Origin of the sequence: Chryseobacterium sp. CBSDS_008 (assembly GCF_049959325.1) — a bacterium.
Lineage (GTDB): Bacteria > Bacteroidota > Bacteroidia > Flavobacteriales > Weeksellaceae > Chryseobacterium.
Window position 1 is genome coordinate 2993112 of record NZ_CP188202.1, and the last position, 22157, is coordinate 3015268.

Annotated in this window: 22 protein-coding genes; 14 read left to right on the forward strand and 8 right to left on the reverse strand. The window is 37.9% G+C overall.

Going from position 1 to position 22157, the window contains the following annotated elements:
• Positions 1-64 precede the first annotated feature (64 nt).
• Together lon and ACP3T3_RS13490 are read left to right on the forward strand one after the other, a co-directional pair.
• Complete coding sequence (gene lon / locus ACP3T3_RS13485) at positions 65-2470, forward strand: endopeptidase La (RefSeq protein ID WP_426476361.1); 2406 nt, start codon at positions 65-67, stop codon at positions 2468-2470.
• A gap of 205 nt (positions 2471-2675) precedes the next feature.
• Positions 2676-3788: an AI-2E family transporter gene (locus ACP3T3_RS13490; protein WP_426476362.1), complete on the forward strand. Its 1113-nt coding sequence runs from the start codon at positions 2676-2678 to the stop codon at positions 3786-3788.
• A 114-nt stretch (positions 3789-3902) separates the two neighbouring features.
• Here ACP3T3_RS13490 and ACP3T3_RS13495 read toward each other — a convergent pair whose 3' ends face one another.
• Complete coding sequence (locus ACP3T3_RS13495) at positions 3903-4148, reverse strand: bacteriocin-like protein (RefSeq protein ID WP_426476363.1); 246 nt, start codon at positions 4146-4148, stop codon at positions 3903-3905.
• Between the two features lie 151 nt (positions 4149-4299).
• Here ACP3T3_RS13495 and ACP3T3_RS13500 point away from each other — a divergent pair, with 151 nt between their 5' ends.
• Positions 4300-4677 carry a DoxX family protein gene (locus ACP3T3_RS13500; RefSeq protein ID WP_426476364.1) on the forward strand — a complete coding sequence of 126 codons (378 nt, stop codon included), beginning with the start codon at positions 4300-4302 and terminating at the stop codon, positions 4675-4677.
• A 106-nt stretch (positions 4678-4783) separates the two neighbouring features.
• Here the strand turns inward: ACP3T3_RS13500 and ACP3T3_RS13505 are convergent, their stop codons facing one another.
• The gene (locus tag ACP3T3_RS13505; protein ID WP_426476365.1) at positions 4784-6142 is read right to left on the reverse strand and encodes an acyl-CoA dehydrogenase family protein; all 1359 of its coding nucleotides are present in this window, start codon (positions 6140-6142) and stop codon (positions 4784-4786) included.
• 208 nt (positions 6143-6350) lie between these two features.
• Between ACP3T3_RS13505 and ACP3T3_RS13510 the strand changes: the two genes are divergently transcribed.
• The 8 genes from ACP3T3_RS13510 (at position 6351) to ACP3T3_RS13545 (ending at position 14355) form a co-directional block, all read left to right on the forward strand.
• Complete coding sequence (locus ACP3T3_RS13510; RefSeq protein ID WP_426476366.1) at positions 6351-7244, forward strand: DUF4349 domain-containing protein; 894 nt, start codon at positions 6351-6353, stop codon at positions 7242-7244.
• Positions 7245-7466: 222 nt separating this feature from the next.
• Entirely contained in the window at positions 7467-9107 is a 1641-nt protein-coding gene (gene pgi, locus ACP3T3_RS13515) for a glucose-6-phosphate isomerase (protein ID WP_426476367.1), read from the forward strand.
• A gap of 47 nt (positions 9108-9154) precedes the next feature.
• Positions 9155-10039 carry a bifunctional 5,10-methylenetetrahydrofolate dehydrogenase/5,10-methenyltetrahydrofolate cyclohydrolase gene (locus tag ACP3T3_RS13520; RefSeq protein WP_426476368.1) on the forward strand — a complete coding sequence of 295 codons (885 nt, stop codon included), beginning with the start codon at positions 9155-9157 and terminating at the stop codon, positions 10037-10039.
• 7 nt (positions 10040-10046) lie between these two features.
• Positions 10047-10676, forward strand: coding sequence for a 7-carboxy-7-deazaguanine synthase QueE (locus tag ACP3T3_RS13525; RefSeq protein WP_426476369.1), 630 nt, complete (start codon positions 10047-10049; stop codon positions 10674-10676).
• 41 nt (positions 10677-10717) lie between these two features.
• On the forward strand, positions 10718-12088 hold the full coding sequence (locus tag ACP3T3_RS13530; protein ID WP_426476370.1) for an exopolysaccharide biosynthesis polyprenyl glycosylphosphotransferase: 1371 nt from the start codon (positions 10718-10720) through the stop codon (positions 12086-12088).
• A gap of 104 nt (positions 12089-12192) precedes the next feature.
• Positions 12193-12945 carry an MlaE family ABC transporter permease gene (locus tag ACP3T3_RS13535; protein WP_426476371.1) on the forward strand — a complete coding sequence of 251 codons (753 nt, stop codon included), beginning with the start codon at positions 12193-12195 and terminating at the stop codon, positions 12943-12945.
• Complete coding sequence (locus ACP3T3_RS13540) at positions 12945-13760, forward strand: ABC transporter ATP-binding protein (protein WP_426476372.1); 816 nt, start codon at positions 12945-12947, stop codon at positions 13758-13760. The genes ACP3T3_RS13535 and ACP3T3_RS13540 overlap by 1 nt, the downstream gene beginning before the upstream one ends.
• Positions 13744-14355, forward strand: coding sequence for an outer membrane beta-barrel protein (locus ACP3T3_RS13545; protein ID WP_105684092.1), 612 nt, complete (start codon positions 13744-13746; stop codon positions 14353-14355). The genes ACP3T3_RS13540 and ACP3T3_RS13545 overlap by 17 nt, the downstream gene beginning before the upstream one ends.
• A 35-nt stretch (positions 14356-14390) precedes the next feature.
• On the opposite strand, the gene ACP3T3_RS13550 is transcribed toward ACP3T3_RS13545, so the two are convergent.
• Together ACP3T3_RS13550 and ACP3T3_RS13555 are read right to left on the reverse strand one after the other, a co-directional pair.
• Entirely contained in the window at positions 14391-14702 is a 312-nt protein-coding gene (locus ACP3T3_RS13550; protein WP_426476373.1) for a hypothetical protein, read from the reverse strand.
• A gap of 87 nt (positions 14703-14789) precedes the next feature.
• Positions 14790-15596: a M48 family metallopeptidase gene (locus tag ACP3T3_RS13555; RefSeq protein ID WP_426476374.1), complete on the reverse strand. Its 807-nt coding sequence runs from the start codon at positions 15594-15596 to the stop codon at positions 14790-14792.
• 105 nt (positions 15597-15701) lie between these two features.
• Here ACP3T3_RS13555 and ACP3T3_RS13560 point away from each other — a divergent pair, with 105 nt between their 5' ends.
• A complete protein-coding gene (locus ACP3T3_RS13560) occupies positions 15702-16250 on the forward strand; it encodes a DUF4251 domain-containing protein (protein WP_426476375.1) in 549 nt (182 codons plus the stop codon).
• On the opposite strand, the gene meaB is transcribed toward ACP3T3_RS13560, so the two are convergent.
• A complete protein-coding gene (gene meaB, locus ACP3T3_RS13565) occupies positions 16247-17239 on the reverse strand; it encodes a methylmalonyl Co-A mutase-associated GTPase MeaB (protein ID WP_426476376.1) in 993 nt (330 codons plus the stop codon). The two genes, ACP3T3_RS13560 and meaB, sit on opposite strands and share 4 nt — an antisense overlap.
• A gap of 199 nt (positions 17240-17438) precedes the next feature.
• On the opposite strand from meaB, the gene ACP3T3_RS13570 reads away from it, so the two are divergent.
• Positions 17439-17732, forward strand: coding sequence for a c-type cytochrome (locus ACP3T3_RS13570; protein ID WP_426476377.1), 294 nt, complete (start codon positions 17439-17441; stop codon positions 17730-17732).
• Positions 17733-17752: 20 nt separating this feature from the next.
• Entirely contained in the window at positions 17753-18040 is a 288-nt protein-coding gene (locus ACP3T3_RS13575) for a cytochrome C (protein ID WP_426476378.1), read from the forward strand.
• Positions 18041-18084: 44 nt separating this feature from the next.
• Here the strand turns inward: ACP3T3_RS13575 and ACP3T3_RS13580 are convergent, their stop codons facing one another.
• From ACP3T3_RS13580 to prfH, 3 genes are all read right to left on the reverse strand, one after another.
• Positions 18085-20670: a T9SS-dependent M36 family metallopeptidase gene (locus ACP3T3_RS13580; protein ID WP_426476379.1), complete on the reverse strand. Its 2586-nt coding sequence runs from the start codon at positions 20668-20670 to the stop codon at positions 18085-18087.
• Between the two features lie 219 nt (positions 20671-20889).
• Positions 20890-21402 carry a tetratricopeptide repeat protein gene (locus tag ACP3T3_RS13585; protein ID WP_426476380.1) on the reverse strand — a complete coding sequence of 171 codons (513 nt, stop codon included), beginning with the start codon at positions 21400-21402 and terminating at the stop codon, positions 20890-20892.
• The gene (gene prfH / locus ACP3T3_RS13590) at positions 21389-22087 is read right to left on the reverse strand and encodes a peptide chain release factor H (protein WP_426476381.1); all 699 of its coding nucleotides are present in this window, start codon (positions 22085-22087) and stop codon (positions 21389-21391) included. Before prfH ends, ACP3T3_RS13585 begins: the two co-directional genes overlap by 14 nt.
• Positions 22088-22157: the final 70 nt, after the last annotated feature.

The window sequence follows — 22157 nt, forward strand, 5'->3', positions numbered from 1 at the left end:
GCATATTGTAAAAAATCCCTTTAACGACAAAAAACGAAAATGACAATTTGTCATTCGATTGACTATGACAGAATTTGAAGATATTAGTTTAGAAGAAATGATCAGCGACGGATTTGATATCGTAACTGAAGAAATCAATCTTTCCGACTTCGCAGAGACTGATAAAAATTCCGAACAGAAAATATTCCCGATACTTCCCGTAAGAAATATGGTAATGTTCCCTAATGTGGTAATTCCCATTACTGCCGGAAGAAAAACCTCTATACAGCTTCTTGAGGAAGCACAGAAGAACGGAGATTTCATTGGAATTGTAAGCCAGAAAAATTCGGATATGGAGCAGCCTTCCGAAAAAGATATTTATACAACCGGAACCTTGGCCAAGATCATTAAGATCATTAAGCTTCCGGAAGGCAATATTACTGCTATAACTAAGGGCTTTCACCGATTTAAGATTAAAAAAATCATTGAAAAACAGCCTTATTTCAGGGCAGAAATATCAAAATTAAAAGATACCCGACCTAAAAATCAGGATGAATACGAGGCATTACTGGAAAATATTAAAGATCTTGCTTTAAAGATTATAGAGCTGGATCCGAATATTCCCAATGCCGCCAACTTTGCGATCAAAAATATTAATAATAATGATGATCTTCTGAATTTCATCTGTACCAATGCTAATTTTTCTTCCATTGCAAAGCAAAAGCTTCTTGAAGAGAAAAACCTGATGACAAGAGCGAATCAATGCTACGAAATGATGCACGAGGACTTCAGAAAGCTGGAACTGAGAAATCAGATTCATCAGAAGACCTCAAAAGATCTTGACAAACAGCAGAGAGAGTATTTTCTGAACCAACAGATCAGAACCATCCAGGAAGAACTGGGCGGAGGACCTGAAAGTGATGTTGAAGATCTTCTTGCCAAGGCTAAGACCAAAAAATGGAGCAGGGAAGTAGAGGAACATTTCCAGAAGGAAATCAGCAGGCTTCAGCGTCAGAATCCTAACTCTCCGGATTATAACGTACAGCGAAACTATCTGGATTTTTTCACCGATCTTCCCTGGGACACCTATACAAAAGACATTTTTGATATTGAAAAAGCTGAAAAAGTACTTGATAAAGCACACTTTGGACTGGAAGATATCAAAAAAAGAATACTCGAGCACATGGCTGTTTTGAAATTAAAAAACAACATGAAGTCTCCTATCCTATTATTGGTAGGGCCTCCGGGGGTTGGAAAAACTTCTTTAGGAAAGTCTATTGCTGATGCGTTAGGAAGGAAATATGTAAGATTATCATTAGGGGGGCTTCATGACGAAAGTGAAATCCGCGGACACAGGAAAACGTATATCGGCGCCATGGCGGGAAGGATTTTACAGTCTATCAAAAAATCCGGCACTTCTAACCCGGTAATTGTTCTTGATGAGATTGATAAAATCGGACAGGGTCTTCATGGAGATCCAAGCTCAGCACTACTGGAAGTTCTTGATCCTGAACAAAATAAATCATTTTATGATAATTTCCTGGAGATGGGCTACGACCTGTCAAAAGTGATGTTCATTGCTACGGCCAACTCACTTTCAACAATTCAGACTCCTCTTTTAGACAGAACGGAGATCATACAGATTGCCGGTTATACTTTGGAGGAAAAGATTGAAATTGCCAAAAGACATTTAATCAAGAAACAACAGGAGGAAAATGGCCTGGATGCAAAATCATTCAAACTTGGGAACGCAGAACTTAAGCATATCGTAGAAGCGCATACTTCTGAAAGCGGTGTAAGAACACTGGAGAAAAGAATTGCTGCCGTTGCAAGATGGGTAGCGCTACAGACTGCTCTGGTAAAAGAATACGATCCGAAAATTTCAGTTGAAAAAGTAGATGAAATCCTTGGAGTTCCAAGACCCAAAAGCTTATCTGAAATAACCGGAGTTCCGGGTGTTGTAACAGGTCTTGCCTGGACAAGCGTAGGAGGTGATATCCTTTATATTGAAAGTATCCTCAGCAATGGTAAAGGAACATTAACGATGACCGGAAACCTGGGAACGGTAATGAAAGAATCCGCCACTATTGCCCTTGAATATATTAAAGCCAAGCATGACGAACTGGGAATTCCCCAGGAAGATCTGGATAAGAAAAATATTCACGTACACGTTCCTGAAGGAGCAACTCCTAAGGACGGGCCCTCTGCAGGTATCGCCATGCTGACTTCAATGGTTTCATCTTTTAAAAACAAGAAGGTAAAACCTCACCTTGCCATGACGGGAGAAATTACATTAAGAGGAAAAGTACTTCCTGTAGGAGGAATCAAAGAAAAGCTACTTGCAGCAACAAGAGCAGGCATTAAAGACGTTATTCTTTGTGAAGCCAACAAAAAAGATGTGGAAGAGATCAAAAAAGATTACCTGAAGAATCTGAGGGTACATTACGTCAACAGAATGGAGGAAGTCATTGACATCGCCATTGAAGAGTAAAAACAACTTAACATATTAACTTCTCAATAAGGAACACGTTCTGAGATTCAGGGCGTGTTTCTGTTTTTAGGGATAAAAAGCATAATTCAACTGATTGGGTGGAATAAAATTTGCTGCAATAAAGAAAATCCTGAAGGATTGAATAAAAAATTTTTCAATTCAGAAGCGTTTTCTTATTTTTATCCATACTCCAGATTTTTAAATTATGAATTTTCTTAGACTTCCTTTCCTTGTCAAGCTTACGCTTGTAGTGGTTTCCATTATTGGTCTTGGCTATCTTCTGGCATTAGGGCAGAGTATTTTGGCTCCGTTTTTCCTGGCATTCCTTATGGCGATGCTGTTTTTGCCGGCGGCAACATTTATGGAAAGAAGGCTAAGATTTCCGAGATCAATGTCCACAATGACTTCAGTGTTCATTATGTTGATGATTTTAAGCGGTATTATTTACTTCTTTACCAATCAGTTATCTGATTTCAGCAAGGATCTTCCCCATCTCAGGGAGCAGTTTACCACCGTTTTTAGTGGTTTACAGCACTGGATTTCCAAAACATTCAATGTGAAGGTGGATGAGCAGGTAGATTATATCAATCAGGGATTAAATAAACTTCTGTCTTCTTCAGCGGCTATTTTAGGTTTTACCTTCGGAATTTTCTCAACAGGATTTGGATTTATTATCTTTTTTACCCTGTTTTTTATCTTTATTTTAAATTACAGAAGGCTTTTAAATAATTTCATCGTTACGGTTTTCAACGAAAGACATAAAGCAAGCGTGCAGGAGGCTGTGAACGAGATTAGGATCATGACCAAGAAATATATCTTCGGACTTTTTCTTCAGGTGATTATCGTGTCTGTTCTTACATCCATCCTTCTTACAGTTCTGGGCGTGAAATATGCGATTCTTTTAGGGGTTTTGACGGGATTATTAAACGTTATTCCGTATCTGGGAATCTTCATTTCTCTGTTAATTTCCTGTTTTATAGCTTTTGCCACTTCTACTCCTTCCACATGTATTTATGTCGCTTTAGGATATATTGGCATTCATGCTGTAGATGGTAATATTATACTGCCATTTGTGGTAGGCTCCAAAGTAAAGATCAATGCCTTATTTTCTTTTATCGGTATTCTTTTGGGAGAACATCTCTGGGGAATTGCAGGAATGTTCCTGTGCATACCAGCGATTGCTATTATAAAAATTATCTGTGAAAGAGTGGATGATCTTAAACCCTGGGGAAGATTGCTTGGGGAAGAACCCAAACCTTATAAGAAGAAAAAGAGTTACAAGATTTCCAAGAATATTACGTTGAAGGAAATGGACTAGAATATAGTAATGTGTAATGGCAATGAGTAATAATTGACCTACTCCTAACTTAAAATATTTAAATCTTAAACTTTAATAAAAAAGACTGCCTTTCAAGACAGTCTTTCTATTTTATTATGGAAGAGCACAATAAGGACTCATCCCGTTTGGACAGATTTCCGTACAAAGAATATAGCCTTGAGTGTCCGGGCAGTACCCATAATCCGGTGTTGGTGGCGTTCCCCCACCGCCTAAGCAAGGGTCACCAGGCGGAATTTTACAAGGACATCCTATAGGTCCGATATCACATTTTTCAATACCTCCTCCGCCTTGGATTTCTCTTAAATCCGTACGGTTTAATTTTTTAAGATTTTTTAGCATGATGTATTAGTTTAATTGCCTTCCGAAGATATACAATAAAAATTATACAAAATCACTAATTAACGTACATTAACAATGATTTTATATTTTATGCTAAATAAAAACCACAATATCTAATTTTTATTTTACATTTGATAGTAAATCATCAATCATGAAAATAATAAAATTTATCTTATGCTTACTTTTCGGACTCATGTTTATTAATGCCGGATTAAACAAATTTTTTAATTATATGCCCATGGAAAAACCCACTCCGGAGCAGATGAAACTTTTCGCAGCTTTTGGAGAAATCAGCTGGCTGATGCCTTTGGTGGGTATCGTAGAGATCATTGGCGGATTGTTATTCATTTTTCCAAAAACAAGAGCGTTGGGGGCTATTGTTATATTACCTGTGATGGTAGGAATCGTTACCCACGTTTTCACTATGGACAAATCTCCAATGGGAATGGGTATTGCCGGAGTAATGTTCCTGATCAACCTTTGGATACTTATTGACAACAAAGAAAAATATAAACATTTAGTTTCTTAAGATTGCAGGTAATAGGTTACAGATGGCAGTACCAGTAAACTTCAGATGAGTCTATTGTTGCTTTTCACTACCTGTAACCTATTATCTGCTACCTGCTACCTGTTACCTATACGAAAGCACTGAAGCCTGTAATCGATCGTCCTACGATGAGCGAATTGATTTCTTTTGTTCCTTCATAAGAATAGATTGCTTCTGCATCGGCAACAAATCTGGCGACATCGTATTCCAGCAGAATTCCGTTGCCTCCCATTACTTCCCTTGCCCTGGAAACAATATCTCTTGTTCTGAGTGTACAGAAAACTTTCGCTAAAGAGGCGTGTTCATCTTTTAAAATTCCTTCATCCTGCATTTCAGATAACCTGAAAACCATGGTCTGCATTGCCGTAAGATTAGACAACATTTCTACCAGGTGCCCCTGAATCATCTGGAACGAGGCGATAGGTTTTCCAAACTGTTCTCTTTTTCTGGTATAATCCAGAGCACTTTCGTAGGCACCTCGTGCGCAGCCTGTGGCCATCCAGGCTACTCCTGCCCGGGTCATTCTCAGTACTTTTCCGGTATCTTTAAAGGAATTGGCATTCTGCAAACGGTTTTCTTCGGTTACAAGGCAGTCTTTTAAGGTGATTAATCCGTTCTGGACAATTCTTAAAGCCATTTTTCCTTTGATCTTCTCTACAGAAAATCCCGGATTATCTTTTTCTACAATAAACCCTTTCACTTCTCCGCTGTCCAGGTCTCTTGCCCAGATAATGATCAGATCAGCAAAAGTAGCATTACCGATCCATTTTTTCTGGCCGTTAAGAACCCAGCCTTCCGGTGTTTTTTTGCAGTTTACGGTAAGTCCGCCTGCCGCTCCGGAACCTACTTCCGGCTCTGTAAGCCCGAAAGCGCCTATTTTTTCAAATTTCTGCATCTGTGGAAGCCACTTTTGTTTCTGCTCTTCAGACCCGCAGATATAAATAGAGCCCATTGCCAATCCAGATTGTACTCCAAAGAATGTAGCAATAGAAGCATCCACTCTTGCCATTTCCATCGCAATAACCCCTTCCATCAGGAAAGGCATTCCCGGACAGCCATATCCTTCATAGGTAACTCCGCAGATATCCAGTTTCTGGAATTTCGGGATCAGTTCAAAAGGAAATTCGTCTCTGAGCCAGTAATGATTCACCAGAGGTTTGACTTCTTTTTCCATGAATGCTCTTACTTTCAGCTGAATTTCGCGCTGTTCCGGAGTAAGCGTGTGGTAGATGTCATAAAAATCTCCGTCAATGGGCGGAAGTTCTTTCTTTTTCTTTTCCGGATCAAGCATTTTCATAAGTCCGGAAAGCTGTTTATCATCCAATTTTGAAAAATTATGCATCAGTTTTGGCAGATCCACTTTTTGGGAAATGGCACTCAGCTGATCAAAATCTATGGATGTAAATAAGTTTATTGCGTTTCTGATTTTGGAAAAGGTATTTGACATAATGATAGATTGTAGTTTTGGTTTGTAAAAGATAAGCAAAAATTGCTCCGAAAGTAGTGGCCAGAGCTCAATACTATTTTACAAAATACTTGATTTCAGTCAATTAAAATATCATATTCTGTTTACAAGCTATTTACTTTTGATTTTCAAGCGTTACAAAAGATCCTGACTGAACTTTGACTTCAGGAAAACAATAAAAATCAACGCTATGAAAACCACTTACCTTAAATTATCTCTATCTGCTGTTCTTTTATTAGGCATTTATTCATGCAAAAAGAGCGAAGTTGCCGAAACAGATCTTAATGCTTATGCCACTTCAGACTCTGCAGCAGCTGTTGTATCAGACAGCATCTCATCTGTTGCAGATATGAAGGTAAAAGATAAACAGTTCATCAAGACTGCAGATGTGAGTATGGAAGTAAAAGATGTGTATAATGCAACCATCGCTATTGAAAAATCAGTACAGGAGCTTGGCGGGTTTGTTACCACTAGTAATCTCCAAAGTAATGTGGTGTCTGAAAATACCTACAATACATCCAATGAAGAGGCTATGCTGGTAAAAAAATATCAGACTGAGAACAGAATGCAGGTACGCATTCCTACTGAAAAGCTTGGTGAACTTTTAACAGCCATCAATACCAATAAATTATTTCTTAATTCAAGATCCATCAATGCGGAAGATGTAACGGCCAATATCAAATATTCCGAACTGGAAGGAAAAAGAAATCAAAAGACTTCTGAGAATATCAGTAAGCTTAAAACAAATAAAGATAAAGTAACGCTGGACAATGAGAATATATCTGAAGGGAATCTTCAAAAGCTGCAAAGCATGAATATGACAGACGATCTTAAATACAGCACCATAGACATCTATATCAAAGAGCCGAAATTGCGCATTGCCGAAATTGCAGTGACCAACACAACAAGCATTGACAATAAGTATAAATATAATTTCATCTATGATGCTAAAGATGGTTTCGTGTACGGCTTCTATCTGATTCAGAGAATTATAGTAGCTCTTATCAATATCTGGCCAATTTTATTAATTGCAGCAGCTATAATTTATTTTTTAAGAAAAAGAAAAGTTTGGAAAAAATCCTGAAAGAAATGGAAGAATAACATGCAAAACTCTTGTCACGAAACACTTTTTATAACACCTGAAACTTACTCTGAGGTGTTGTTCTTTAAAAAATCATTATTTCTCATCTTCAAATTTATCTGAGGTTTTATTTTTCCGTAAATTTGCAAATCAGAAATAAATCATTATGAATTATGAGCTACTTTCATCCGATATATGATTTTCTGAATGATAAAAATTCTGTATATGCTATCAAAAATAAATCCAACACAAACCAACAGCTGGAAAGCACTTGACGAACACTTCGGTGGAAATGATTTTGATCTTAGAACCCTTTTCCAATATAACCCGAACCGTTTTAACGAATTTTCCCTCCAAAAGGACAACTACCTTTTTGATTATTCTAAAAACTTAATTGATTCAAAAACAAAAGATCTTTTATTGCAGTTGGCTGAAGAAAGCCAGTTAAAAGATGCTATTTCCAGAATGTTCTCAGGAGATAAAATCAATGAAACAGAAGGAAGAGCTGTATTGCACACCGCTTTAAGAGATTTTTCTGACCGTGAAATTATTGTGGATGGCGAAAACATCAAGCCACAAATCAAGAGCGTTCTTGAGCATATGAAGTCTTTTTCCGAAAAAATTATTTCAGGAGCGCATAAAGGTTTCAGTGGAAAAGAGATCACAGATGTAGTAAACATCGGGATTGGAGGATCAGATTTAGGCCCTGTGATGGTTTGTTCGGCTTTAAAGCATTTTAAAACAAGATTAAACGTTCATTTTGTTTCCAATGTGGACGGAAATCATATTGCAGAAGTGGTGAAAGATTTAAATCCTGAAACTACTTTATTCATCATTGCTTCCAAGACATTTACGACTCAGGAAACAATGACGAATGCCAATTCAGCTAAAGACTGGTTCCTGAAAGCAGGAAAACAGGAAGATGTAGCGAAGCATTTTGTTGCTTTATCTACTAATATTGAAGAAGTTAAGAAGTTCGGAATCGCAGAAGAAAATATTTTTGAGTTCTGGGATTGGGTAGGCGGAAGATATTCTCTTTGGAGTGCAATCGGATTAAGTATCGTACTTTCTGTAGGATATGAAAACTTCGAACAGCTTTTAAGAGGAGCCTTTGATACGGACCAGCACTTCCAGACTGCAGATTTCTCTGAAAACGTTCCTGTATTAATGGGACTTTTGGGAATCTGGTACCGTAACTTCTATGCAGCCACTACTTATGCCATCTTACCTTATTCTCAGTATCTGGACAGATTTGCAGCTTATCTTCAGCAGGGAGATATGGAAAGTAACGGAAAATGCGTAGACAGAAATGGAGAATTCGTAGAATATGAAACAGGACCAATCATCTGGGGAGAGCCAGGGACAAACGGTCAGCACGCATTTTATCAATTGATCCACCAGGGAACTGAGCTGATTCCGGCAGACTTTATCGCCTATGCAAAAAGCCCGAACCAGGTTTCTGATCATCAGGATAAATTATTAGCCAACTTTTTTGCTCAGACTGAAGCACTTGCCTTCGGAAAACTGGAAGAAGAAGTGGAGGAAGAACTTAGAAATGCAGGGAAATCTGATGAAGAAATAGACCGGCTGATCAATTTCAAGGTCTTCCACGGAAACACCCCTACCAACTCTATCTTATTCAAGGAATTAACTCCTTTTTCATTGGGCCAGCTGATTGCTTTATATGAACATAAAATTTTTGTTCAGGGAGTGATCTGGAATATTTTCAGCTTTGACCAGTTTGGAGTGGAACTAGGAAAAGTATTAGCCAATAAAATCCTTCCTGAGCTTGAAAACAATGAGGCAATAAACTCTCATGACAGCTCTACCAATGGATTGATCAATTACTATAAGGAAAATAAATAGTAAGTAAAAAGAAAGTAAAAGTAAATCTATAAAGTAAAAAAGTAAAAATGGCAGAAATTCTTGACGGACTTAAAGTATCCAAGGAAATTAAAGCGGAGATCAAGGTTGAGGTAGAAAAGATTCTCGCAAGCAAAAGAAGAGCTCCCCATTTGGTGGCTATTCTTGTAGGAAATAATGGAGCAAGCAAGGCCTATGTAAACTCTAAAGTGAAAGACTGTGAGGAAGTAGGATTTCAATCCAGCTTAATCAAATTTCCAAGCACAGTTTCTGAATCTGAGCTATTGGAAAAAATTGACGAGCTTAATAAATCTAAAGCAGTAGACGGGTTTATCGTTCAGCTGCCTTTACCGGATCAGATTGATCAGGAAAAAATCATCAATGCTATTGATCCCAGAAAAGATGTGGATGGTTTCCACCCTGAAAATTTCGGAAAAATGGCTCTTGAAATGGACACTTTTTTACCGGCAACTCCTTTCGGTATTTTAACATTACTGGAAAGATATAATATTGAAACGAAAGGGAAAGACTGTGTAATTATCGGAAGAAGTAAAATTGTAGGAAGACCAATGAGTATTTTGATGGGAAGAAAAGATTTCCCTGGAAACTCTACCGTTACCCTTACACACTCATACACGAAAGATATTGAAGAATATACAAGAAAAGCAGACATCGTAATTACCGCTTTGGGAGATCCTCATTTCTTAAAAGGAGATATGATTAAAGAAGGAGCAGTAATCGTTGATGTAGGTATTACAAGAGTAGACAACGACTCTCCGAAAGGCTACTACCTTGCAGGTGATGTAGATTTTGAAAGCTGTGCTGCAAAAGCCAGCTGGATCACTCCGGTACCTGGAGGAGTAGGCCCAATGACAAGAGCAATGTTGATGAAAAATACCATCATTGCTTACAAAACTTCGGTCTATAACGACTAATTTTAAAATGAACAAAGAAGAAGATATTTTATTAAAAGAAGGTAAAATGCTCCCGGTGATGGAGCATTTTTACACTTTACAGGGAGAAGGAGCACATACCGGAAAAGCCGCCTATTTTATCAGGCTGGGAGGTTGCGATGTAGGATGTCACTGGTGTGACGTAAAAGAAAGCTGGGACCCGAAACTCCATCCCCTTATGAATGCGGAAGAAATTGCAGAAACCGCTGCAAAACACTGTAAAACAATTGTACTGACCGGCGGCGAGCCTTTAATGTGGAACCTGGATGTGTTGACATCCAAGCTGAAGGAGCTGGGCTGTACCATTCATATCGAAACTTCAGGGGCCTACCCTATGAGCGGCCATCTGGACTGGATTACGCTTTCACCAAAGAAAACCGGACTGCCTAAAGACGAGATTTACCAAAAGGCGCATGAGCTTAAGGTGATCATCTTCAATCAACATGATTTCACATTTGCTCAGGAACAGGCAGCAAAAGTTTCTGAAAACTGTAAGCTTTATCTGCAGAGTGAATGGAGCAAAAGAAATGACATGTACCCTAAGATCACTGATTTCATCCTGGAAAACCCGGAATGGCAGGCTTCTGTTCAGACTCACAAATATCTGAATATCCCGTAAAAAAGTGTAAATTAGCTGGGCTTATACGGTAAATACGATAGATGCAGAGAATTCGATACTCCAGATACCTGAAATCGATTATTATGTTGCTTGACCTCATGGTTATTGCATCTGTCTTCATATTCTTTTTTATAAGCAGAAACGAAAGTTTAAAATACAATAAAGAAACCTGGTATCAGAACATTTTTTCTCTGATTCTGTTGTTTTTGTTCTGGGTGCTTCTGAGCGGCAGGACAAAAATATACAATATTCCGAGAAACCTTACCTATACCCTGTTTCTTGAACGCCTCTTAATCCATTTCCTTTTTTTTATACTTGGCGTTCTGCTTATAGGAAAAGTAAGTAACAACGTATTTTTCAATTCGGATATTTACTGGCTTTCACTTTATCTTTTTATATCCATCTTCCTGGCAAAATCATTAGTCTATTTTGCAATCAAGTACCTGCGATCCCTTGGAGCTAATTACAGGAACGTGATGTTTTTGGGTGACAGCCATTCTACAGAGATTCTTAAGAATATCTTTACCGACCGTAAAGATTATGGATACAGGATATTTGAATACGGGAATGCTGAGATCAATATCAACGAACTGGTCATTTTCTGGAAAAAGAATGGAATCCATACCTTGTTTTTATCAATGGAAAACTCTTATGATGAAAATTTGGAAAATGAAATTTTCAGACTGGCAGAAGATAATAAGATTCATATCTCACTCATTCCAAGTATCACACAAAGCGATTTTTTCCTTTATGACCTTGGATATATACAGACTCAGCCGGTACTGAACCAGGCCAGATACCCGCTGGATTATTATTCTAATTTCCTGATGAAAAGAACATTTGATATTTTCTTTTCTATCATTATACTGCTTTTCATCTGCTCATGGGTATTTCCAATCATTGCGATTTTAATCAAAGCCACTTCCAAAGGCCCTGTTTTTTTCCTTCAGAAAAGATATGGTTTCCATGAAGGGGTTTTTAATTGTATCAAATTCAGAACAATGGTTGTTAATGATGAATCCACCACCAAGACCACTTCCGTCAATGATTCCAGAATTACCAGAGTGGGTAGATTTTTAAGAAAAACCAGCCTTGATGAACTTCCGCAATTCATTAATGTATTGAAAGGAGAAATGTCTGTAGTAGGTCCGCGTCCTCATATGCTGTCTGTAGACAATTATTACAAACCAAAAATCGGAAGGTACAGCTTGAGAAGCATGGTTAACCCTGGCATTACGGGCTTAGCACAGGTAAACGGACTGCGTGGTGACTTCGGGGATGTGGAAGTAGAGATGCAAAAAAGAGTTCTGGCCGATGCTTTTTACGTAAGAAACTGGAGTTTTGTCCTTGATCTGGTTATTATTTTAAAAACCGTTTTATTGGTCATAGGAGGAGATAAAAATGCAAAATAAAGAAAGAAACAAGGTAAATAACGAAAATAATTTTAACACAAAACCAGGCTTTAGTCTTATCCGGGACTCTAGTCCAATTAAATAAAAAAGTCTAATTTAGCAGTATGTTAAAAAAGTTTTTCACAGCCATAGGGGAATACATTATCCTTTTGGGAAAATCCCTGCAGAAACCTCAGAAAATGAGGGTTTTCTGGAAGCTGTTCATGAGAGAAATTAATGATTTGGGAGTAAATTCTTTCGGGCTTGTAGTCTTCACATCGATCTTCGTGGGGGCTGTAGTTGCTATTCAGATGTTCAATAACTTTGATGCTTCTTCATTTCCCATACCAACTTCATTTGTAGGATATGCTACGAAAGCGGTTCTGGTGTTGGAATTCGCGCCTACAATTATCAGCTTGATTCTGGCAGGTAAAGTAGGTTCATATATTGCTTCCAGTATTGGAACAATGAGGGTTTCCGAACAGATTGATGCATTGGACATTATGGGAGTAAACTCACCCAATTTTCTGATACTTCCTAAAATCATCGCCTGTATGCTTTTTAATCCTCTTCTTATTGCCATCAGTATTGTATTTGGTATTGGCGGAGGCTATATTGCCGGGATTTTAACAGGAAACTGGACAGAAAACGATTATATTGTTGGTATTCAAATGTATATGCCTAATTTGTTTATTTATTATGCATTTGCCAAAACAACCGTTTTCGCTTTTATTATTGCCACAGTTCCTTCTTACTTCGGATATTTTGTAAAAGGCGGATCGCTGGAAGTAGGTAGAGCCAGTACGCAGGCAGTAGTATGGACAATGGTGTTCATTATCATTTCCGAATTAATTTTAACCCAATTAATATTAAGCTGATGATTGAGGTAAAAGATCTTAAGAAAAGTTTTGGTGATGTTGAAGTGCTTAAGGGAATTTCAACTTCATTTGATAAAGGAAAAGTAAACTTAATCATTGGGCAGAGTGGTTCCGGTAAAACCGTTTTTTTAAAAAGTTTATTGAATGTTTATATGCCGTCTTCCGGAGAAATCCTGTTTGATGGTAAGGATATAAATACCATGACCCGGGATGAGAAACAGCATCTCCGTTCAGAAATCGGAACTGTATTTCAGGGAAGTGCCTTATTTGACTCCTTGACAGTGGAAGAGAATATCATGTTCCCGCTTGATATGTTTACCAATCTTACGTACAGAGAAAAAAAGAAAAGGGTTTTTGAAGTAATAGGAAGAGTACACCTTGATAAGGCCGACAAAAAATATCCCTCCGAGATTTCCGGGGGTATGCAGAAAAGGGTTGCTATTGCAAGAGCCATCGTAAATAATCCCAAATACCTGTTTTGTGACGAGCCCAATTCAGGACTCGATCCGTATACTTCAAAGGTGATTGACGACCTTCTTTACGAAATCACAAAAGAATACAATACTACAACCATCGTTAATACCCACGACATGAATTCTGTAATGACTATTGGCGAGAAAATTGTATACCTACGATTGGGAATCAAAGAATGGGAAGGCAATAAAGACATTCTGATTACTGCAGGCAATAAAAATCTGATCGATTTCGTTTATTCTTCAGAACTGTTTAAAGAGCTGAGAGAATATTTACTTGAGAATGATAAAACGATTGAAACTACAAATACAAAAATAGAAGATAATGAAAAAGGTACTTAGTATAGCGTTATTAGGGTTTTCAATGTGGGCTTCTGCACAGATTTCACTGGCAGGTAAAGCGAACTTAATTTTTCCAACAGGCTCACCTTCATGGTCCAATATTAAAGGGACAGTAAATGATGCCATTGATGGAACAGGTAAAAATAATGTAGGTTTCAATGTTGGGCTTTCACTGAAAGTAGGGCTTCCTACTTCATTATTTGTGATGCCGGAAATCTATTATACTCACTTCAAAAATGAGTTTACTACAGAAAATACTACTTTTGATGTAAAAAGCAACCGTATTGATGTTCCTGTTCTTTTGGGATACAACCTTTTAGGAAATATGCTGGGCGTTTTTGTAGGACCCGTTGGAAGTTTTAACTTAAACAAAGACAATACTTACAATGACTTCAAAGAGAATGCTAAAAATGACTTTACAGTAGGCTACCAGTTTGGTGCACAGCTCGAAATCAAAAAGCTTATTGTCAATGCAAGATATGAAGGTGCTTTCAGTAAAGATGAAAGAAATTTCATTAATAAAGTTTCCGGTTCAGAAATCAGATATGATAACAGACCTAACCTGTTTATGGTAGGTTTAGGATATAAATTCTAATTTAACATCGAAAATAACAACTTTAACCCCTCAGATTAAATTTGAGGGGTTTTATTTTGATCTTCAAGTTCAGCCTGGCGTTTTGCAATTTCTGCTGCCTGTTTTTCAAGCTCTTCTTTGTCTTTCTGCAGCTGTTTGAATTCTTTTTTCTTCTGTTCTGCCTTTATAGCACTTCCCTTACTTACATACCCTACCATTCCGCCAATGATAAGTCCTATTCCAATTCCTGCCATTATTCCCATAATGTGCGAAATTTTTATTTGTTCAACAGCAAAATCAGTTGTCAGATAGAAAAGCAATGCAGAAACTGCTAAAAGTATAAGTCCGGTAATTGATAAACTCTTCATAATATTGTGTTTAGGTGTTTACATAAAAAAAGCCTTACCAAATTTACTAAAAATTTAATAAGGCCTTACTCAAGATTAAAATTCTAATTATATTTTTCCTCCCGCAGCCTTATAATACTCTAAAGCTTTCGGAAGATCCTTGTTGATATCTGAAATCCTTGTCTCCGGATTCGGGTGGGTAGATAAGAATTCAGGTTGTCTTGCTCCTGTAGAAGCGGCTTCCATTCTGTTCCAGAAAGGAATTGCTGCTCTCGGATCATATCCTGCCATAGACATCAGGTAAAGTCCCATTTCATCTGCCTCAGATTCCTGGCCTCTTCCATATTTCAATAAAGCCACCTGTGAACCGATAGGATATACCTTCTGGAAAACACTGGCCCATTGTGAATTGGAGATTGTTCCTCCCAGAATAGCACCTCCATATTGGGCTACCATTGCCTGGGAAATTCTTTCATTTCCATGACCTGCCAATGCGTGGGAAACTTCATGTCCCAGTACTACCGCAAGTCCGTTATCGTCTTTTGTTACCGGTAAAATTCCCGTATAGACGGCTACCTTACCACCAGGCATACACCAGGCATTCAGCTCGCTGCTCTGCAGAAGATTGAATTCCCAGCTGTAGTTGGCAAGATCTGCTGATCTCCCTATGCTCTGATAATATCTTTCTGCTGCACTTTTAATTCTGTTTCCTACATTTACCACTCTCTTTGCATCTGCCGTACCGGTAATTACTTTACCTTTAGACAATGTCGTTCTGTATTCCTGCGAAGACATTGTTAAAATTTCCGAATTGTTGGCCAGCTGTAAAGAAGACCTTCCCGTAATCGGGTTTGTAGTACAGGCAACAGCCGACAGAGCAATAGCTCCTATTCCTAATAGATGTGTAACTTTCATAGTTTGAGTGTTAATAATTCAACCTTAACAATTTTTATTCCAAAATATTCAATTAAGAATATATTTGCATACATTTTGCTGTTTAAATTTAATAATTATATCATTATGAAAAAGTATATTTCTTTACTGATGATTTTTGGATTCCTGTTCTTATTTCAGAGCTGTGCTTCACAAGGTTCATTAGATCCGAAAACAGTGAATACGCTGGTAGATTCTCAGGAGTTTACCTTCTATGCACAAAGGGCCAATCCTACGAATTATGATGTTATCAATGTCATGAATTCCATCCCTAACTCTACTGCAACAAGAATGCTTAATCTGAATGGAGATTATACCATTGATGTAAGTAAAAATACACTGGATGTAGTTCTACCTTACTTTGGAAGGCTGTTCAATCCAACCTACGGAAATACAAGTGAGAACAGCTACCGATTTACTTCAAAAGATTTTACAGTCAGTAAAACACAGAACAAAAAGGGTACCTGGACTTTTAAGTTCAAACCTAAAGATGTGAGAAATGTAGACGAAGTTAATATTGAAATTTTTAAAAACGGTAAAGCTTTTGTTTCTATGAGAAGTAATGACAGACAGCCGATTAGTTATGACGGATATATTTCAAAAACTGAGGCCAAACAGGAAAAGGAAAAACCTTAATCTCTGTTTTCGTTAGATAAAAACTTTTCAACAAATAATTTTGCTTCAGTACTTGGGTTGGAAACCATGGCTGAAGCATTTTTTTTGTGCATGCGATAAGCTTCTTCTACTGCATTACTCTTTTTCATCAGGGATAAAATATATTCCTGAACCCAGTATTCAAAGCGTTTCTCGGCCTGCTGAATCCTGATTTCTTCAAAACGGCCGCTTTTCTTTTTCAGATCAATAAACTCGAAGATTTTATCATAAACGTCTTGTAACCCCTCGTTGTGTAGAGCAGAACCTAATAAAACAGGAATTTTCCAGCCTTTTTCTTTAGGCGGAATAAAATCCAGCGCTCTTTTTAATTCCAGTCTTGTATTTTTTGCTTTCTGGAGATTGTCCTGATCTACTTTATTGATAAAAATAAGGTCTACCATTTCCATGATTCCGCGCTTTATACCCTGAAGTTCGTCTCCGCCTCCAATAATTTTAAGGAATAAGAAAACATCGGTAATATCAGCCACCAGAACTTCTGACTGTCCTACTCCCACTGTTTCTATCAAAATATAATCATATCCTGCAGCTTCGCAGATCATCATGGTTTCAAAGGTAGTATTGGCTACTCCACCCAGAAACCCGGAACTTGGGGAAGGACGTATAAATGCATTTTCTTCTTTGGCAAGTTCCTCCATCCTGGTTTTATCTCCTAAAATGCTTCCTTTATTGATGGCAGAACTAGGGTCAATTGCTAATACTGCTACTCTTTTACCCTGGGCAATAACCAATCGTCCGAAATTTTCTATAAAAGTGGATTTTCCAGCACCGGGAACTCCGGTTACACCTACCCTCACAGAGTTTCCGGTATGGGGCATAATCTTCTTCAAAAGGTCTTCTGCCTGTATTCTGTGTTCTGCTTTCTTACTTTCAACCAATGTAATAGCTTTTGCAATCAGGCGTTTGTGTCCTGACTGTATTCCTTCTATTAGCTCTTCTGTAGAAAATTTCATTGATTCAAAATTAATAATTAAAATGCGAATGGTCAATAGCCGGCTCATAATGATGTGACAAAAGACGGGAATTGCCGTGATTTGATAATAACGGATTCTTATCAATTTAATTTTTATTTCTTCTAAATTAAAACTACAACGCCTTGTATCAAGGGCTTAAGGAATTCATTACATTTGTTATGTATCAAAAAGAAGAAACATGAAAAAACTCATCGCTGCGGCTTCGTTTACAGCTATTTTGCTGGTATCCTGTACGCCGAAAGCTGCTCCATCCACTGCTGCTGCAGGAACTTCAACATCTACAGCAGAACAGATTGCCCAAGGGAAAACTATTTTTGAAAACTCGTGTGGAAGATGTCATAAATTACCGGATCCTGCATCACACAATCCCGTACAATGGGTAGGAATCATGAATTCTATGGCCCCAAAGGCAAAATTAACGGATGAACAGCACCAATGGGTTTATGATTATATTGTTTCTGTGAAGAAGTAATCATCAAACAAAAATAGAATATGAAAAAATTCCTCTTAACCGGTATCGCAGCATCAGCATTTCTGGTATCATGCGGACCTAAAAGCGTGGCTGTAACAGGGCCAAAGTATACCTCATCCGAGCAATTGGCGCAAGGAAAGACCATTTTTGAAAATTCCTGTACAAAATGTCATAAACTGCCGGAACCTACCAAGCATGACGACCAGGGATGGATCAACACTTTAAGCAGAATGGCTCCAAGGGCTAAACTGACGGATGATCAACATCAAATGGTGTATGATTATCTGATTTCTGTGAATAAAAAATAAGCTTTCGTTTGAAAGCTTATTTATTAACACACAATTATCAATGACTATCTTACAATAAGTTTTTCAACCTGGGACTGATCTCCCTGACTGATGTGAACCATATATACTCCTTTCTGAAGTCCTTTTGTAGAAACAGCCTTTTTCGATCCTGATTCTCTGGAATCTGCCAATACTAATTTACCGGACATATCAAACATTGTAATTTTAACTTCTTTAGAAGATTTATCAATATTTCCAATAAAAAATTCATCATAAGTAGGATTAGGAAAAACAATAAACCTGGAGTCTAATGTTTTAATTTCCTGGGCGGCCAGGGCTGTATTGCATTCTGCAGGTACGGTAAAATCTTCAACCTGGTCATTGGCTACTGTTTTACTGCCAGCAGAAGCATTAACACCTAACCCTCTTCTTGCAAATGTATTCCAGATCATACATTTATCAGCTCCTCCATTCCCGATAACATCTGCTTGAAGGATGGCATCTCTTCCATCAATAAAAGTGGGGCTGCATGGCTGCAGCTTAAGCCCGTTAATGACAATCTGAAGAACCTTTGCGTTTCCTGAAGCGCTGCTTGCCAGCACATCATTATTATATCCATATTTTTCGATATACTTCCAGGCCAGATCCCAAAGCATGGTTGCCCATATAAAGCCTATCTGATGAACTTCTGTATTTGTATTTGTTTTCCCGTAGGTATAATCATTGATGCTAAAATCAGGGGAATATTTGGCCAGCCTGTTGCCATTCCCGGTTGTAGGCTCGTTTTTCGTATAAGTTGAATGTCCTCTGGCAATAGACGAAGTGTCTCCGGGTCTGGCGGTCACCATAATTCCAAAGAAATCTGACCAGCCTTCACCCATCTGTTCCGTGCTGTTGGTAGATGAGAGACAACTATAGCCCTGTGCGGTCAGCCGGTTGGATATTCCATGTCCGTACTCATGAGCCATAGTACCATTATCATAACATGCATTCTTAAAACCACTATAATCAAAATTGAGCGTTGTATTGATTGTACTTCCGTTATTGAGTTCACCGATCAGGAATAAACCTTCTGTTTTCCCTATATTGATAGCAGGAATGGTTACCTGCGTTCCATAATTTCCTGCACCCATTGCAGATGGTATATCGGAAGAAGGTCTATACATAATTACCCCCACAGCTCCTGCATTCTGTGCGTTGAGGGCTTTAAGACCGAATTCACAATTAGCAGATGTTATGATTGCAATTTTATTAGCCAGGCTTCCGGCGGCAGGTGCGGTACACGCATCAGCAGGTACCGAAACTGCCAGGTCTCCTGTTACGGGAGGACCATACAAGGGGCCAAACGACGCTCCTGCAGTCATTACTTTTGGTCTGTTCACAATGGAAGCAGGAGAATTATACTGATATCTGACTATCGGATCGTCAGCTGTTTGTATTCTATCATACAGAAACATTTGCATTCTGGGAGTCTGTACCTGCGGCTGTCCGTTGACCATCTTTTCATAGCCAGGGCTAAAATTGGCATTATTAAGACCGCTGCCGTCAAAAGCTTCTGCTCTGACAGCATCTCCACCTATACCGCCATTTCCAAAATTATTGGTCTGAAGGTTTCGGGCAGATTCTGTAAATCCGAATTTATAGAAAAGATCATGCATCTTATTGTTCATATAAAATAAATTTGTGATAGCAGCATCTTTGTAGGTAAAAGGGTTATCATATCTTCCATCCGCAAAAGGAAAATCAAAAATACGGGAACTTCCGCCATCCGGAGAATAGCCCGGTGTATTGGTGTTATTCTGATCAGAATAGGCATAAACATTATTTCCTCTTGTTATCGTATAGCTGTTGGTCCCGTCAGAATGCCAGCCTTCCGGGGATGCGGTAAGATCCCAGGGGTTGCTGATCAGAGAACGGGGACCAAATGTAGGAGCTTCTGTTGGTAATGGATACACTTTGTAAGATGCATTATTAGGCAGCAGCCTGGAAGCCGTTTTGATTCTTTCTTTTTCTTCTGTGCCGGCAAGCGCGGTATAAGCAGTGTGAGATACTTCCGGTGTTTCGGTACGGCTATGATCATCTGCATTATTTTCAAAGCTACAGCTGACTGTCATATTATCTTTGGTGAGGATTTCACCAGTACCTGCATCTGCTATTACATGCCATACATCAGCAGAGTTTTTATCAGAAACAAACAATTCTTTTGAAAGTACATATATACCATTCTTTTCAAAATACACCTCTGAAGAGTAATTTATTTCAGAAACATCCTTCAGCCCCAGCTTGCTCTTGATAAGATCGTCTGAAAATTTTAGAACAGTGCTTTTCTGATCAGCAACAACTACATTTCTTTTAAATTCATTTTTCTCTGATATAATCTTATTTTCTCTGATCACTACTTTTCCTAAAGCATTGTAGATCCTAAGGCCATTATACGTTTGCTGCACATCTACAATACGGGCTTTAAGACTTTCTGAAGGATCTTCATTCAGGATAATGATTCCTGATGCATCATTATTACTCTTTTGTGCTAACTGCCCATTCTTGTGATAATAGTCCTGAATGAGCTCTGCAGAATTTTGGGCACAAACATTTTCGAAAGCAAAAAATGCGGCTACCGAAAACGTTAATAAAAAGAAATTTTTATTCATCTGTTGTTTTTTAGGAAGATAAATATATAAAACATTAAATATTAATAACTTACAAAAAAACATGAAAATTAAAAATACCTCAATATCCCTTCATTTTTGATTTTTTTTTATCATATTATTTATTCTTTTAAAGTTTTTGTTTTATAATTTTAACTTTTGAATAAGATCATTTTTTGATAAATGGCTTACAGAACCCGCTATTTTATCAAAAAAGGAGATTTATTTGATCTCCTCTTTCTCTATAGTCTGTGTTTCAGGCATTTTACTTTTAATCATTTTTTCTCTGTCTTCCAAAATTTCAAGCATAGAGCTGCAATAGCAAAACTTTTTAGCATCCTTAAGTATTTCCAGGGCTTGTTTATACTCATTCTTTCTTTCAAGTAAAGAAGATTTACAGTTGAGCATTTCGGCCTTATCAATCCCTTTTAGCTTTAACGCAAATTCAATTAATTTTTCTGCTTCCTTATAGTCTTCATTATTCAAAAGACATTCGATGTAATATTTGGGAGTATTGATATTTCCGATATTACTCTGCATCGCTTCATCAAAATATTTTTTGGCTGTTTCATAATCTTTTAGAATTTCAGAATAGACTCTTCCCATCAGGCAAAGGCTGTCTGCATCTTCGGGTTCATAGGACAGTGCATAGTTCAGCGCATCCATGCATTCAGAAATATTGAATGGAAAATAGTCTAGCGCTTCAAAATAATATTTGCTTTTAGTTAAGGTCATTTTTGTAGTTTTTGAGTTCATTTTTCAAGGCATTCCTTTGTTTTTTGAATGTCTTTTCTTCGTAATTTTTTTTAAAATCTGTTCCTGAGAATGTGCGAACCGGATTTCCGCGTTCTACCTGCATCTGGAGAGACCAGGTTTCTTTCAGTTTTGTTTCCAGTTGTTGAATATAAACAGCCATTACCTTCTGTTTGAGCCTGCTCACGGAAAGTTTTTTATTCTCCAGCTGTGAACGGGAATCCTGTACAAAAACAGTCTCATTAGTAGGAATATGGGTGGCACGCACGGCAGTATTCACCTTGTTTACGTTTTGCCCGCCGCTTCCCTGGCTTCTCGCTGTCTGAAACCGGATATCTTTTTCATTGAATTCGATCATTTTTACATTCTCCAGTTCAAAAATCCCGATAAACCAATTGCTTCTTTTATGCAGCTTTCTGAATGTGCTTTTTCCAATCCAGCAAACACTCCCCAGCCAGCTTTTTAAAAACGGACTTAAGTCTTTTCCTCTTAAAAGGACAGTCACTGATCTTAATGTCAGGTTTTCATCACCGTTTTCACGATGAATGATTTCGTATTCTATTGTATTTTGTTTTGCCTCTTCAAGGAAGGTCTTCAGAACCTTAGCTGCAACCCACTGGCATTCTAAAGGACCTCTTCCTGAAGTGATCTGTATTAATTTTTCCACTTTTTATGTTGGTATATTATTAAACCTTATAGGTTTTGGAAACCTATAAGGTTGTAAAGTATTAGACTAA